This window comes from Kosakonia sp. (assembly GCF_032104925.1).
GTDB lineage: Bacteria > Pseudomonadota > Gammaproteobacteria > Enterobacterales > Enterobacteriaceae > Kosakonia.
The window spans coordinates 39,118-54,550 of record NZ_DAMCGF010000002.1 but is presented as its reverse complement, the minus strand read 5'-3'; the positions used below and the strand labels follow the sequence as shown (position 1 = coordinate 54,550).

Genomic DNA, 15,433 nt, shown 5'->3' with positions numbered 1-15,433 from the left:
GCTAAAACTCAAACTGATAGAGCAAATCTAGTGCCTGATCTACGCCAGACACCGCTTCAAGATACAGCTTAGGCATCAGGCGATAACGTAACGTGAGAGTCGCCAGTGAGTCAAAAATTCCTACACCATATTTTACTTGTAGACCCGGTAGCACATAGCCGCTGACCACCACCTGCGAGGAGTCGCCGACGCCCTGGGTGTCCAGCGCCAGATTGCTGACGCCAAAAGTCTCGCCGATTTTACCCACAACCTGCCCACTTTGTGCAACCCCTAAGCCGATCAGCATCGATGTCATCGCCGCGCTGTCGCTCTGTTCGCTCTCCAGCCCCTGACCACGCAGCAGGTACGAGAGCGCTTCTTGTTGCGACATTGCCGGATCGGAGAAGATCTCCGCTTTCGGCTCATCGGCGGTGCCGGTGACGCGAACCCCGGCAATCACATCGTTTTCTGTCGATTCCGGGTTACGAATCGCTTCGATATTCAGCATCGGTTGATCCGGCGGCCCGGAGAACAGCAGTTCGCCTTTGCGCACCAGCAAATCCTGGCCGTAAGCATGGAAACGCCCTTCCGGAATGTTGATCTGCCCGTTCAGGCCCAGCCCCTGCTTATCCTGTGCGACTTTCAGATCGCCCGTCAGCCGCGCTTTCAGGCCGAATGCATTGAGCCGCACGTTGTTGCCGACATGCACCGTCAGGTTGCTGTTGATCGGAATCGACGCGCTTTTTGGCTGCTCAGGCTGCAAGTCGTTATTCAGCATCACTTCATCACTGGAGACACCCACCGCGCTTTCCGGTAAGTCATGCACCACAATGCGCGCCCACGGCACATCCACGTTGCCATCCAGCGTAAACAGGCTTGGCGTCGCCTCAAACACCACATCCGGCGAGACATCCAGGCGCACCATCGGCGGCACGGTAATGCGCACTTTGCTGCCTTTCGCCGCCACGCGCGCGCGCCAGTTATCGATTTGGCTCCAGTCGGCATCGCCGCTCAGATTGATCTGCCCCTGCCCGGTACGCACCACACCCTGCAAGGTCGAACTCATGCCGTTGAAATTCATCGCCAGCTGGCTGGGCTGCATATCAAACGGCATAAAGTTGCCGTCAATGTCCAGCCCGTTCAGCCCCAGTTGCCCGAACAGCTGTGGGCTTTGCACGTTGCCGCCAAGACGTAAACTGGCATTCAACGTACCTGCCGCTTTCTCGCCCCGGCTGAAAATGGCGTTCGCCATCGCCAGCGAGAAGTTGCGAATATTCACGTTGCCGCCCAAATTACGCCGCCCTTGCGGATCGGTGACCTGCACCTGGCCATCGAACTGGCCGTTATTGGTCAGGCGGATCAACCAGCCGAGATCGGCCCGGTTATCGCGCAGTTTTGCGTTGAGATTGAGGGTGTCAAACGCGAGCGGCAGCGGCGCGTCGTTTACCACCTGCGTCACTTTCACACCGCGCCCGGCGAGCGTCACTTCACCTTGTGGCAGCCCCGCTTTGGTGGTGTCCCAGCTGACATCCGCTTTACCGCTGAACACACCGCTTGCTTGCGTGGTTTCCGGCATAAAGGGTTTCAGCATCGCCAGGTCGAAGCGGTTCAGGTTCACGACCGCGCGCCCTTCTGCGCCTGCATCGATGGTTTGCGGAATGCAGAGTTCGGCGTTCGGGTTCAGCCAGCAGTGCGGGCCGATAGCGATTTTCTGCTCCTGATTGCGGTAATCCAGCGTTACCGGGCGGTTAATCGACCACGGGCCAACCGGCGTGGCAAAGCGCGTATCGCTCAGTGTCCCTTTCCAGCGCTGCTGCTGGCGGTCAAAGCTGCCCGCCAGATTAAGCTGGCCGGAAACCGGCTCGCCCTGCACGCGCAACTGGAGTTTATGCTGTTGCTCATTGCCGTCCGCCGCCAGGGTCACCAGGCTCAGGTTCACGCCAGGCTGGGCAATGCGTTCCACGCGCACGTTCAGTTTGCCACCAATCTGGTCGCTGGATTTCACATCGCCTTCCACGCGCACGCGAGCCACGGAAAGATCCTGCCAGCGCAGGTTATTGGCGGTAATATCCGCCAGCGCCTGCGGCGCATCCACCGTACCGCGAATTTTCACCAGCCCTTTCGCCGTGCCGCCCAGACCTGGCAGCGCGTTATTCAACCCCGGCGCATCAATCGTGGCATCAAGGTTGAGGTCTTTAACCCCCAGTTCGCCTTTAATATCGGCGCTGTTTTTCCCCAGTTCCAGGTGCAGGCCGGGGATCGTCCACTGCAAATAGCTGTTGCCTTTTAGCTGCCCGTCAACGTTGACCTTGTTCTGCTTCACATTGCCGCTCAGTTTCAGCTCCGGCACCTCCATTTGCCAGCTGCCGCCATACAGGCTGCCGCGCGTTTTGATCAGGCCATTCAGTTTCGATGGCCACTCCGGGAAGGCTTTCGCGGTATCGATATCTTTCAGCGTTAATTCACCGCGCCAGCTAATCGCTTGCTGCCAGTCGAGCAGCGCTTTTAACTCGGTTTTGCCTTCCAGCGCCGCAATAACCAGTTTATCGAGGTTCAGTTGCTGTTCGTTGCCCTTACCATCAAGCGTAATGGTCGCAGGCGGTAGATCCTGGCCTTTCACCGCCGTGCGAAACGACAAAACATAGTCGGTTATTTTGCCGGTAAGCTTCAGGTTCAGGTCATCAGCCTGGTACTGTTTTTCCCCGCTAAACGGCCAGTAAAGCTGCTTGCTGGTTATCTGCAGATCCAGCGGCAAACCGGCTTCGGCCAGTTGCGTTTGCGCCCGCAGATCCATGTCGACCGGCCCGGAGAGATTGACGCCAACCTCGAGTTGCTTACGCATTTCGCCGCCGACTTTCAGTTTCACTTTCTCGCCTTTCAGTGGATCAATATTCAGCGTGGTATTGAGCGTAATATCCACCGGCCAGGTATCGCGCAACTGGGCGTTACCGGTGGCGCGCACCTGGCCCTGATTAGAATCCACATCCAGCGCGTCAAGCTTCATCTGCCCGTCGATACTGCTTACTTTCAGCAACAGGCTGCGCACCAGAATGTCGGTATCGCCGGTAAGACGCAGTTGTTCGCCGCGAAACTCTTCAATGTTGAGATTGAGCGGCAGATGAACATCGGTCATTTCCGGCAGCAGCGGCTTTTCAAACAGCGCTTTTAGGGTTTCGCCGAGCGGTTTTTCCTGCGGCTGCGGGTTCTGGATTTTCGGTTCAACGACCTCTTTTTGCGCCACATCGGCCACTTTCGGCAGCGCAATCAGTAGCCCTTGTAGCGATGTCGGTTTTAGCGTCAGGTTTTTCTCCTGCCAGTTCAGACCGGTGCTGAAATCCATCACCGAAACGGTGGTGTCGTCGATTTTGATATTGACATTGTTGAGCGCCACCCGGCTTAGCGTTATCGGGTATGGCGTGGAGAGGTTCAGCGGCCCGCTCTCTTCCTCTTTTACCGGTGCGGCGGGCGGCATTTTTTTGCTGTCGATAACGACATTGATATCTTTCAGTGACAGATCGTTCACGCACAGGCTGCTGTCGCGCAGGCAGCCGAGCTTCACCGCCAGGTGCACTTCGCCCGCGTTCACCGCCACGCCCGGCTGGGTAAAACGGATATTTTTTAACGTCAGATCGCGCCAGCCGCCGGTCACCTGGCTAATTTCCAGCCCCGGCACCCAGCGGTTGGCCGCGTTAAATAACAGATGCAGCCCGCTGGTAGTGCCCACCAGAAAGACCACGCTGCCCAGCACCAGCAGGATAAACACCAGGACGCCGAGGCTGATTTTCTTCCATAAACTCATAATTCCGGCCCCAACCCGATGTAAAACTGTAATCCGTGTTCTTCTTTATCGCCGACCGGTACGGCGAAATCGAGCTTGATAGGCCCGACCGGCGACTCCCAGCGCACGCCAACACCCGCGCCGGTTTTCACATTACTGCGGCGGATATCGCTCACCGCTTCGCCGCTATCGACAAACGCCGCCCCCCACCATTTGCCGGTGACGTTGTACTGATACTCCAGTGAACCGGTCGCCAGTTTGGAGGCACCAATCAGCTTGCCGTCATCATTTTTAGGCGCGATAGATTTGTATTTGTAGCCGCGAATACTGCGATCGCCCCCGGCGAAGAAGCGCAGATCCGGCGGCACGCGTTCAAAGTCCCCGGTTTCGATCCAGCCCAGATTGCCGCGCATGACAAAGCGGTGGCGATCGTAAAGCGTGCGGATCCAGACGTTTTGCGCCTGTAATACCAGGAAGTCGACATCCGATCCCCATGCGGTATTCGAGTAATCCACCGAGTAGCGCTGCGAATCCCCCCAGGTTGGCATCAAGCCGCCGCGCGAGCGGGTACGGCTGATCATCACGCCAGGGTAAAGCAGCATGGTGGTGTTGGTCACGTTCGCCTGGGTAAAGTGATCGAGGCTCCAGCGCAGGTTAATAGCGCGCTGCCAGCCGCTGGAGAGATCCCAGTAGCGCGACAGCGCGAGCGTGGTGGAATCCGCTTCGGTATCGTTCAGATCGGTACGCTTAAAGCCGCCCTGCACCAGGTAATATTGTTCAAGCGGGTTTTTCAGCAGCGGCATCTTGTAGCTGAAATCAAGCTGCTGTTCCGGCGCGGAGATGCTGGTGCTGGTGGTCAGGCTGTGGCCGTAGGAGTTCATCCACGGCTTTTTCCATGTTGCTTTGACGCGCGGCCCGACGTCGGTCGAGTAACCCACCCCGGTTTCAATGGTGTTTTCCGTGCGCGGCGATACCACGCCTTTAAGCGGCAACACTTTGGTTTTACGCGCTTTATCAAACTCCGGCGCGACCACCACCGAATTAAACCAGCCGGTGGCGGACAGGCGGCGGTTTAGCTCTGCCAGATCCTGCGTCTGGTAATAATCGCCTTTGTGGAAAGGCACCAGGTTTTGCAGGTATTCGTCGCGGATTTGCGAGCCTTCAAACGTCACCGTACCAAAGCGGTAACGCTCGCCGCTGTCGTAATCGATATCCCAGAACGCCTGGCGGCGCTCAAGGGCAATACCAAGCTGGCTTTTAAGAAACTGACTGTCGAAGTAGCCTTTACGCAGCGCCACGCTGGTGAGCGATTTTTTGAAATTATCGTAATCGTTATGGTGCAGCACCGTGCCGATAGCGGGGCGTTTTTTGAGTAAGTCGAGATAATCGCGGTCCGTACGCGCGCCGCCGCGCAGGATCACGCTATTGCCGCCAATGCGCACCGGTTCACCGGCCTGCACGCGCGCAATCAGCACCTGACGCCCTTTCGCCGGTGGCGGGCGCAGTTCAAAATCGATGGTGGGTTCGTAGTAACCTAAGGCTTTTAACCCTTCGCGGATGGCGTCATCCACGCGCGCCTGAAAACGGCGGTCCGGGGTCACTTCATCACTTTCAATGGTGGACAACTGGGCGCGCACGTTTTTTTGCAGCTCCCCGGTTAGCCCCTCCAGCTGCAATCGCACATTGGCGGCGAAAGCCGTTTCGCTCACCAGCAGTAAAGCGGCAAAACATAACAGACGGATCTTTGGCACGTTCTCTCCTGAATATCCTTGTTCCCACCCCTGGAAGGAAACGTAAGCGCAGCTCCGCGCTGAGCCAGGTTTTGCCTTACGACAGAACACAAGCCGATAAAAACCCGTTAACACAGGTTGAAAAACAGACGACTACCCCAAAATTTCTTATGTTTAAATCTAGTCTGATTTATGGCGTTTATTGTGTTAAAACACAGGCCGCAACACAACCCTAACCGCAATTAGCCCCTCCGGGAGGTATCACCGTGAGTCTGTTTGATAAAAAAGAGCTTGTTTCCCAATCAGATGCATTGCCCGGACGCAATACACCGATGCCCGTTGCCAGTTTACATGCTGTTAACGAGCATTCAATGAGTCATGTTCCGGAAGGGATGGAAGTTGCCCTGTTCGCCATGGGCTGTTTCTGGGGCGTGGAACGTCTGTTCTGGCAGTTAGATGGCGTTTACAGCACCGCCGCGGGCTACACCGGCGGGTACACACCGAACCCGACCTACCGCGAAGTCTGCTCCGGTCTGACCGGCCACGCGGAAGCGGTGCGGGTGGTATACGACCCGAACGTGGTGAGTTATGAAAAACTGCTGCAGGTTTTCTGGGAAAACCACGATCCGGCGCAGGGCATGCGCCAGGGTAATGATTCTGGCACCCAATACCGTTCCGGGATTTACCCGCTGACGCCAGAGCAAAGCGACGCCGCACAAGCCAGCCTTGCGCGCTTTCAGCAAGCGATGCGCAGCGCAGGCGACGCGCGCCAGGTGACCACGGAAATCAAACCTGCGACACCGTTCTATTACGCGGAAGATGAGCATCAGCAATATCTGTATAAAAACCCGCACGGCTACTGCGGTATCGGCGGTATTGGTGTTTGTTTGCCACCGCAGCTTAACCCTTAAAAAATCACGGGTTTTATCGCCGAAAAACGGCGCAAATTAAGCCTCTGGCAGCCTGCGACAGGCTTACGCTATACTACCCCTCGAAATTGCCGGTCCACCGCTTCGGGCCGGCTTTCATAAGTGTTTACCACATGGATATTCAAAAACCCCTTCCGAGGATCCGGTTAATAGCTGGATAAATTATGTTAAACAGTATCTTAGTCATACTCTGTCTGATCGCGGTAAGTGCGTTTTTCTCGTTGTCTGAGATTTCACTCGCCGCATCGCGAAAAATTAAGCTCAAACTGCTTGCCGATGAAGGCAATATCAACGCGCAACGCATTCTGAAAATGCAGGAAACGCCCGGCACGTTCTTTACCGTGGTGCAAATCGGCCTGAACGCCGTCGCCATTCTTGGCGGTATCGTCGGCGACGCGGCGTTCTCTCCCGTTTTTCACAGCATGTTGATCAACGTGGTTTCGCCGGAAATGGCCGAACAGCTCAGCTTTATTATTTCGTTCTCGCTGGTAACCGGGTTGTTCATCCTGTTTGCCGATCTCACCCCGAAACGCATCGGTATGATTGCGCCTGAAGCCGTGGCTTTGCGTATCATCAACCCGATGCGCTTCTGCTTATTTGTTTTCCGCCCTCTGGTCTGGTTTTTCAACGGCCTGGCCAACGTCATTTTCCGCATCTTCAAGCTGCCGATGGCGCGTAAAGATGACATCACTTCTGATGATATTTACGCGGTGGTGGAAGCCGGTGCGTTAGCCGGGGTGTTGCGTAAGCAGGAACACGAACTGATTGAGAACGTGTTTGAACTGGAATCGCGCACCGTGCCGTCGTCGATGACCTCACGCGAAAACGTGATTTGGTTCGATCTGCACGAAGATGAGCAGAGCCTGAAAAAGAAAGTGTCGGAACATCCGCACTCGAAGTTTCTGGTCTGTAACGATGATATCGACCACATTGTCGGCTATGTCGACTCCAAAGATCTGCTCAACCGCGTGCTGGCAAACCAGAGCATGGCGCTGAATAGCGGCGTGCAGATCCGCAATACGTTGATTGTTCCGGATACGTTAACGCTCTCTGAAGCGCTGGAAAGCTTCAAAACCGCAGGCGAAGACTTCGCGGTGATCATGAACGAATACGCGCTGGTGGTGGGCGTTATCACCCTTAACGATGTAATGACGACACTGATGGGCGATCTGGTCGGCCAGGTGGAAGAGATGATCGTCGCGCGTGATGAAAACTCGTGGCTGATTGACGGCGGCACACCGATTGATGACGTGATGCGCGTACTGGATATCGATGAATTCCCGCAGTCCGGTAACTACGAAACCATCGGCGGCTTTATGATGTTTATGCTGCGTAAAATCCCGAAACGCACCGATGCGGTGAAGTTTTCAGGCTACAAATTTGAGGTGGTGGACATTGATAACTACCGCATCGATCAGCTGCTGGTGACCCGCATCGATACCCGCGCGGCAGTGTTAACGCCGAAGCTGCCGGACGCCGAAGGTAAAGGCGCGGCGTAATCTGTCGCAGAAATGTCAACGGCCCCTTTGGGGCCGTTTTTTTATCGTATTTAAACTACTGCATAGCACAGCTGTTAAGCCATCTCGGTCTGCAAACGCAGCACCTGACGGTTAACTTCAGACATGACAGACAGATGCTGTTTGTCTTTCACTTTCGGGATCAGGATCTTGCCCTTATCGAACTCGAAAGCGCCAACGTCCTTGATATACAACCGTCCACGAAACAGGATTTTTACGTACTTAGCCACCTGAAGTGGGTTGTAACGCTGGAAAATTTTCATTCTTGTATCTCCTGTGAAACATTACGCTCTTGCGGTTCCACAATCGGACCAACGTAGGTGAGCGCAAATTTTAATGCTCAATGACTATAGTTCAGAACCTAACCCATACATAGTGTGAATAACTTTATTTACCTTTTGATGACAATTATTCAGAATATTCTTTTCAACACCTTACTCTGCGCAGTATAAGCCCACATTTTTTCACGGTTATGTGCGTTCGCCCGCAAACTGGCATCCAGATTGCGGGAAAAACGCATTGATCGCATTTATGATTAAAACGCGAGCCCAAGTGGTCGGATCACCTGCACAAACACAAGAGATAATAAGGAAACGCCATGACCCTACGTAACATCCTGGCAGCGACATGCCTGTTACTGCCGCTGGTTGCTTCAGCCCATAATTTTGAAAACAACCAACGCGTGCCGCCTGTGGGCATAGCCGACAGAGGGGAGTTGATACTGGATAACGATAAGTTTAGCTATAAAAAATGGAATAGCGCCCAACTTCCAGGCAAAGTGCGAGTGGTGCAGCATATTGCTGGTCGAACGTCAGCAAAAGAGAAGAATGCCGCTCTGATTGAAGCGATCAAATCCGCAAAGCTGCCGCACGATAAATACCAAACCACCACCATCGTTAACACCGATGATGCCATTCCCGGCAGCGCGATGTTTGTGCGCAGCAGTATCGAAAGCAATAAGAAGCTTTATCCGTGGTCACAATTTATTGTGGATAGCGAAGGCGTGACGCGCAAAGCCTGGAAGCTGGACGAGGAGAGCTCGGCGATTGTGGTGCTGGATAAAGACGGGCGCATACAGTACGCAAAAGATGGCGGGCTGAGCCAGCAAGAGGTGCAGCAAGTCATCGACCTGCTGCACAAACTGCTTAATCAGTAGAGCGAAACCCGAAAGCCGGGGTTAAGGAAAGATTCACGCGGGGTGTAATCCAGAGTGCGCCCCTGCCAGTCGTGAACATGTGCCCCGGCGGCGACCGCCACCGCATGGCCTGCCGCGGTGTCCCAGACGCTGGTTGGCCCAAAGCGCGGGTAAAGCTGCGCTTTGCCTTCTGCCACCAGGCAAAACTTCAGCGAAGAGCCAATGGCGGTGGTCTGGTGTTCACCAAGATGCTGTAAATACTCTTTCAGTTCATCATCTGCATGTGAGCGGCTCACCACCACCAGCGGCGGACGCGCATCGCGTACCTGAATCTGCTGATGGTGCCCCGCCTCATCTTTCCACGCCTTCCCTTCCGCGGCGGAATACATCACATTCAGCACCGGCGCGTAAACCACGCCAAGCACCGGTTTTCCGTTCTCAATCAGGGCGATATTGACGGTAAACTCGCCGTTACGCTTGATGAACTCTTTGGTGCCGTCCAGCGGATCCACCAGCCAGTAACGCCCCCATGTCTGGCGAACTTCCCAGGTGGGCGGATCTTCTTCTGACAGCACCGGAATGTCCGGCGTCAACGCCTGTAAACCGCGCACAATCACCCCGTGTGCGGCAATATCGGCGGCCGTCACCGGTGAGTCATCCACTTTGCTGGTGACTTCCATCGGCTTATGCCCATCGTAGACCTGCATAATGGCATCGCCCGCTTCGCGCGCGAGCTTGCAAATTGCATCTAACATTTTCCACCTCTTCTGTTCAGTGGTTTGTAACTCATTGTTTTACTTATATCGTATTGCGGCGGAATCTGCCATCTGTGATAGCGATTGCGTTTTCTTTGCGCGCTTTTATGGCAGTATTCACAATTCTGTAAGCAACAAAATGTACATAACACTTTCTTTTGTGGCTTAGATCGAAAAAGGATGCCTCTGATGATTAAGTTTAGTGCAACGCTTCTGGCCACGCTGATTGCGGCCAGCGTGCAGGCTGCAACGGTGGATTTACGTATTCTGGAAACCACTGATTTGCATAGCAACATGATGGATTTTGATTACTACAAAGACACGGCGACGGAAAAATTCGGCCTGGTACGCACCGCAAGCCTGATTAACGCCGCGCGAAATGAAGTCAAAAACAGCGTGCTGGTGGATAACGGTGACTTAATCCAGGGCAGCCCGTTGGGCGATTACATGGCGGCGAAAGGGCTGAAAGCCGGGGAAGTTCATCCGGTGTATAAAGCGATGAACACCCTTGATTACGCCGTCGGTAACCTGGGCAACCACGAATTTAACTACGGTCTGGATTACCTGCACAAGGCGCTGGCTGGCGCGAAATTCCCCTATGTGAACGCCAATATCATTGATGCGAAAAGCAAAAAACCGCTGTTCACGCCTTACTTAATCAAAGAGACGCCGGTCACCGACAGCGACGGCAAAACGCACACGCTGCGCATCGGTTATATCGGCTTTGTACCGCCGCAGATCATGGTCTGGGATAAAGCCAACCTGAGCGGCAAAGTGACGGTGAACGACATCACCGAAACCGCGCGTAAATATGTGCCGGAAATGCGCGCCAAAGGGGCCGATCTGGTGGTCGTGGTCGCACACTCCGGGCTGTCGGCGGAGCCGTACCAGGCGATGGCGGAAAACTCCGTTTATTACCTCAGCGAAGTGCCAGGCGTTGATGCGATCCTGTTTGGTCACGCTCACGCTGTTTTCCCGGGTAAAGATTTCGCGGCGATAAAAGGCGCGGATATCCAGAAAGGAACGTTGAACGGCATTCCGTCCGTGATGCCGGGCATGTGGGGCGATCATCTTGGCGTGGTCGATCTGGTGCTGAACAATGATTCTGGCAAATGGCAGGTACGCGAATCCAAAGCCGAAGCGCGCCCGATTTATGACGCCGCGGCGAAAAAAGCCCTCGTGGGCGAGGACAGTAAACTGGTGGAGATCCTGAAACACGATCACGACGCCACCCGCGAGTTTGTCAGCAAACCGATCGGCAAATCTGCCGACAACATGTACAGCTACCTGGCGCTGGTGCAGGACGATCCGACCGTGCAGGTGGTGAACAATGCGCAGAAAGCCTATGTCGAACACTTTATTCAGGGCGATCCGGATCTGGCGAAACTGCCGGTGCTTTCCGCTGCCGCGCCGTTTAAAGTGGGCGGTCGCAAAAACGATCCCGCCAGTTATGTCGAAGTGGAAAAAGGCCAGTTAACCTTCCGCAATGCCGCCGATTTGTACCTCTACCCGAACACGCTGGTGGTGGTGAAAGCGACCGGTAAAGAGGTTAAAGAGTGGCTGGAGTGCTCCGCCGGTCAGTTTAACCAGATCGATCCGCACAGCGATAAGCCGCAAAGCCTGATCAACTGGGACGGTTTTCGCACCTATAACTTCGATGTGATCGATGGTGTGAACTACCAGATTGATGTCACGCAACCGGCACGCTACGACGGCGAATGCCAGAGCGTTAACCCGCAGGCGGAACGCATTAAGAATCTGACCTTTAACGGCAAGCCGATTGATCCGAACACCGTGTTCCTTGTGGCGACCAATAACTACCGCGCCTACGGCGGCAAGTTTGCCGGTACCGGCGACAGCCATATCGCTTTTGCCTCGCCAGATGAAAACCGCGCGGTGCTGGCGAAATGGATAAGCGATGAAACCAAACAGAAAGGGGAAATCCATCCGGCTGCCGACAACAACTGGCAACTGGCACCGATCCACAGCGACGCGAAGCTGGATATTCGTTTTGAAACCGCGCCCACGGACAAAGCCGCCGCGTTTATCAAAGAGAAAGCTCGCTACCCGATGGCGAAAGTCGCCAATGACGACATCGGCTTTGCTATCTATAACATCCAGCTAAACAAATAATTATTCCACCAATGCCTGCTGGCCTTCCCGTTCATCGCGGAAGGCCAGTACCTGCTCGATATTCAGCTCGATCCAGTCGGCAAGCGCCGCCACCTTCTCGCTGACCTGCTCACCCAGCGGGGTCAGGCTATATTCAACATGCGGCGGAACGACGGGATACGACACGCGGTTAATAAAACCATCCTGCTCCAGCCATTGCAGGCTCTGCGCCAGCATCTTTTCACTGACGCCGCCCATTTTGCGGCGTAAATCGCTAAAACGGTGAGTGCCCTCGCGTAGCGCCACCAGTATCAGCACGCCCCAGCGGCTGGTGACGTGTTTCAGAACATCCCGCGAGGGACACTGCTCGGCGAACAGATTGCCGTCGCGCATCTGTTCACTCAACGTTTGCGGTCGGAGTTGCGTTTTCATACTTACCTTTTTGTGCGTACTTACTAAAAGTTAGTTAAGGTGTTAGCGTACCACAACACTCACCGAACACCGAAGGAGAATACTCATGATCGCACTCACCGGCGCGACCGGCCAACTGGGCCAGTTTGTGGTAGAAGAACTGCTGAAAACCGTGGCGGCAAAAGAGATTGTCGCTATCGTCCGTAACCCGGCGAAAGCCGAAGCCCTCAGCAAACAAGGCGTACTGGTACGCCAGGCTGATTATGGCGACCAGGCCGCGTTAACCCAGGCGTTAGCAGGCGTGAACAAGCTGCTGCTGATCTCCAGTAGCGAAGTGGGCCAGCGCGCCGCGCAACACCGCAATGTGATAAACGCCGCCAAAGCCGCCGGGGTGAAATTCATTGCTTACACCAGCCTGCTGCACGCCGATAAATCCCCGCTTGGTCTGCACGTTGAACACGTTGAAACCGAGAAAATGCTCGCCGATTCCGGTATTCCTTACACCCTGCTGCGTAACGGCTGGTATAGCGAAAACTACCTGGCAAGCGCACCAGCGGCGCTGGCGCACGGGGTATTTATTGGCGCCGCCGGTGACGGCAAAATCGCCTCCGCCACCCGCGCTGATTACGCTGCCGCCGCCGCGCGCGTGATAAGCGAAGAGGGGCATGCGGGCAAAGTGTATGAACTGGCCGGTGATCGCGGCTGGACGCTCACTGAACTGGCCGCGCTGCTCAGCAAAGCCAGCGGTAAAAACGTGGTCTACCAGAACCTGAGCGAAGCCGATTTCGCCGCCGCGCTGAAAGGTGCTGGCCTGCCGGACTGGCTCGCCACCATGCTGGCGGATTCCGATGCGGGTGCCGCCAAAGGTGGCCTGTTTGATGACAGTAAAACGCTCAGCAAATTGATTGGACGCCCGACCACGTCGATTGAAAAGAGCGTCAACGACCTCCTGTAAAGGTTACAAAGTGGTTAATTTTTGTAGCCTCCCGCCGGGTCATCCCTAATAATGAAGGTATGATCCGTGTGGAGAGAGAACGTGGAAGGCGTACCCGAACAGTTTACTGACGAACGAGATTGCGCGCGCTTTCGCCACCTGGCGTTACTGCCGGGGGTGGAGCTGTACCACGCGCATATTTCGCGTTACGCCTTTGAGCCGCACACTCATGAAGCGTTTGGTATTGGCGCTATCGAAGCCGGAGCCGAACGCTTTCGTTATCGCGGTACGCAGTATGTCGCGCCGATGCATTCCGTGGTCACCATGAACCCTGACGAGCTGCACACAGGCGAGGCGGAAACCGCCGACGGCTGGCGCTATCGCATGGTTTATCTTGAGCCCGAACTGCTCGAAGAGGTCACCGGGATCCGCCACTGGTGGTTTAGCGATGTGATGCGTCACGATCCGCTGCGCACCCGGCAGATCTGCGCACAGATCCACGGCTTGTGGCACACCGACGATCCGCTGGCGCAACAGGGGATTTTGCTGGATCTCATCGATACCTTCCGCCCGCTGGCGCACCACGCGCCGCAGCGCCCGGAAGGCGCGCACCGGTTTGAGCGCGTGCGCGATTACCTGCATGACAACTATATGCACAGCCTGACGCTCGACGAGCTGGCGAAAGTCGCGGCGCTCAGCCCGTACCATTTTCAACGCCAGTTCAAGGCGCATTTTCATGTCACCCCGCATCAGATGCTGATGGCGATCCGCCTGTGGCGCGCCAAATCGTTTCTGACTCAGGGCATGCCCGCCGCCGATGTCGCCGCCGTTACCGGCCTCACCGATCAATCACACCTGACCCGCGCGTTTACACACCGCTACGGCATCACGCCGGTGCGTTACCAGAAGCAGGTTACGCGCCGTTAATGCGCAATCTCATACAATATTCCCGCCCGTCGCTCTCCTACACTGTCCGCTGCCGATGTAAACGCAGGTGGAATGATGATTAGTGGTGTGTTGTATGCCCTGCTCGCCGGGCTATTCTGGGGGCTTATTTTTGTCGGGCCGTTGATCGTGCCGGATTATCCGGCGGCGCTGCAATCCACCGGGCGCTATCTGGCGCTGGGGATTATCGCCCTGCCGCTGGCGTGGCTCGGTCGCGCGCGTTTGCGCCAGCTTACGCGCAGCGACTGGTTCACAGCCTTATGGCTGACGATCATGGGCAACCTTGTCTATTACGTCTGCCTGGCAAGCGCCATTCAGCGTACGGGCGCGCCGGTGTCGACGATGATTATCGCCACGCTGCCGGTGGTGATCCCGGTGTGCGCTAACCTGCTCTATAGCCAGCGTGACGGCAAACTCGCATGGCGGCGGCTGGCTCCCGCGCTACTCTGCATTGCGCTTGGGTTAGGCTGCGTCAATATCGCCGAGCTGCGCCACGGGCTGCCGAATTTCAGCGGCTGGCGCTACGGTTCCGGTATTGTGCTGGCTTTCACTTCGGTGGCTTGCTGGGCCTGGTATGCGCTACGCAATGCCCGCTGGTTGCGGGAAAACCCGGACAAAAACCCGATGATGTGGGCCACGGCACAAGCGCTGGTGACGCTACCGGTGTCACTGGTGGGCTATATTGCGGCGTGCCTGTGGCTTGGTGTTCAGCAACCGGATTTCATCCTGCCCTTCGGCCCGCGTCCGCTGGTGTTTATTACGCTGATGTTCACCATTGCGGTGCTCTGCTCATGGGTGGGCGCGTTGTGCTGGAACATTGCCAGCCAGCGCTTACCGACGGTGATTGTCGGCCCGTTGATTGTCTTTGAAACCCTGGCCGGGCTGCTCTATACCTTTGTGCTGCGCCAAAGCCTGCCGCCGCTGCTCACCGTCTGCGGTATTGCCTTGCTGGTCGGCGGCGTGTTGATGGCGGTACTGTCGAAGCCGGAAAAAGCCAGCATCACCGCACTAAGGACCGAATAAACCGCCGCATTCGTAGTGCTTTCTCGCCGACACGCGGCGCGAAAATCAGGCGTCTGCCCGTTAGGTAAGAGTGAATGCCATACAATCAGGCACAGCCACTCTGTGCCGCTGAGTGCCTCCCCCGCCTGTGTTTTTCAAATGGGCATAAAAAAACCCGGCATATGCCGGGTTTCGGGAGAGCAACG

Annotated in this window: 12 protein-coding genes; 7 read left to right on the top strand and 5 right to left on the bottom strand. The window is 55.8% G+C overall.

Features of this window, described 5'->3' with window-relative positions:
• Position 1: 1 nt before the first annotated feature.
• Together tamB and tamA are read right to left on the bottom strand one after the other, a co-directional pair.
• Complete coding sequence (gene tamB / locus RT644_RS03350; RefSeq protein WP_313625660.1) at positions 2 to 3,778, bottom strand: autotransporter assembly complex protein TamB; 3,777 nt, start codon at positions 3,776 to 3,778, stop codon at positions 2 to 4.
• The gene (gene tamA / locus RT644_RS03345) at positions 3,775 to 5,508 is read right to left on the bottom strand and encodes an autotransporter assembly complex protein TamA (RefSeq protein ID WP_020456268.1); all 1,734 of its coding nucleotides are present in this window, start codon (positions 5,506 to 5,508) and stop codon (positions 3,775 to 3,777) included. The genes tamB and tamA overlap by 4 nt, the downstream gene beginning before the upstream one ends.
• A gap of 245 nt (positions 5,509 to 5,753) precedes the next feature.
• Here tamA and msrA point away from each other — a divergent pair, with 245 nt between their 5' ends.
• Together msrA and RT644_RS03335 are read left to right on the top strand one after the other, a co-directional pair.
• On the top strand, positions 5,754 to 6,398 hold the full coding sequence (msrA, locus tag RT644_RS03340; protein ID WP_313625657.1) for a peptide-methionine (S)-S-oxide reductase MsrA: 645 nt from the start codon (positions 5,754 to 5,756) through the stop codon (positions 6,396 to 6,398).
• A gap of 182 nt (positions 6,399 to 6,580) precedes the next feature.
• Positions 6,581 to 7,915, top strand: a complete 1,335-nt coding sequence (locus RT644_RS03335) for a hemolysin family protein (RefSeq protein WP_020456266.1) — start codon at positions 6,581 to 6,583, stop codon at positions 7,913 to 7,915.
• 74 nt (positions 7,916 to 7,989) lie between these two features.
• Here the strand turns inward: RT644_RS03335 and RT644_RS03330 are convergent, their stop codons facing one another.
• Complete coding sequence (locus tag RT644_RS03330) at positions 7,990 to 8,196, bottom strand: DUF1107 domain-containing protein (protein ID WP_004857160.1); 207 nt, start codon at positions 8,194 to 8,196, stop codon at positions 7,990 to 7,992.
• Positions 8,197 to 8,531: 335 nt separating this feature from the next.
• On the opposite strand from RT644_RS03330, the gene RT644_RS03325 reads away from it, so the two are divergent.
• The gene (locus RT644_RS03325) at positions 8,532 to 9,089 is read left to right on the top strand and encodes a YtfJ family protein (RefSeq protein ID WP_045513689.1); all 558 of its coding nucleotides are present in this window, start codon (positions 8,532 to 8,534) and stop codon (positions 9,087 to 9,089) included.
• Here RT644_RS03325 and cysQ read toward each other — a convergent pair.
• On the bottom strand, positions 9,083 to 9,823 hold the full coding sequence (gene cysQ, locus RT644_RS03320) for a 3'(2'),5'-bisphosphate nucleotidase CysQ (protein WP_313625654.1): 741 nt from the start codon (positions 9,821 to 9,823) through the stop codon (positions 9,083 to 9,085). The genes RT644_RS03325 and cysQ overlap by 7 nt on opposite strands.
• Before the next feature lie 189 nt (positions 9,824 to 10,012).
• On the opposite strand from cysQ, the gene RT644_RS03315 reads away from it, so the two are divergent.
• Positions 10,013 to 11,956: a bifunctional 2',3'-cyclic-nucleotide 2'-phosphodiesterase/3'-nucleotidase gene (locus RT644_RS03315; protein WP_313625652.1), complete on the top strand. Its 1,944-nt coding sequence runs from the start codon at positions 10,013 to 10,015 to the stop codon at positions 11,954 to 11,956.
• On the opposite strand, the gene RT644_RS03310 is transcribed toward RT644_RS03315, so the two are convergent.
• Entirely contained in the window at positions 11,957 to 12,367 is a 411-nt protein-coding gene (locus RT644_RS03310; RefSeq protein WP_045513697.1) for a winged helix-turn-helix transcriptional regulator, read from the bottom strand. It lies immediately after the preceding gene.
• Between the two features lie 85 nt (positions 12,368 to 12,452).
• Between RT644_RS03310 and RT644_RS03305 the strand changes: the two genes are divergently transcribed.
• The 3 genes from RT644_RS03305 to RT644_RS03295 all read left to right on the top strand — a co-directional run bounded on the left by RT644_RS03305 (position 12,453) and on the right by RT644_RS03295 (position 15,248).
• Entirely contained in the window at positions 12,453 to 13,301 is an 849-nt protein-coding gene (locus RT644_RS03305) for an SDR family oxidoreductase (RefSeq protein WP_313625649.1), read from the top strand.
• An 81-nt stretch (positions 13,302 to 13,382) separates the two neighbouring features.
• Entirely contained in the window at positions 13,383 to 14,207 is an 825-nt protein-coding gene (locus RT644_RS03300; protein WP_020456261.1) for an AraC family transcriptional regulator, read from the top strand.
• 75 nt (positions 14,208 to 14,282) lie between these two features.
• Positions 14,283 to 15,248, top strand: coding sequence for a DMT family transporter (locus RT644_RS03295; RefSeq protein WP_313626149.1), 966 nt, complete (start codon positions 14,283 to 14,285; stop codon positions 15,246 to 15,248).
• Positions 15,249 to 15,433: the final 185 nt, after the last annotated feature.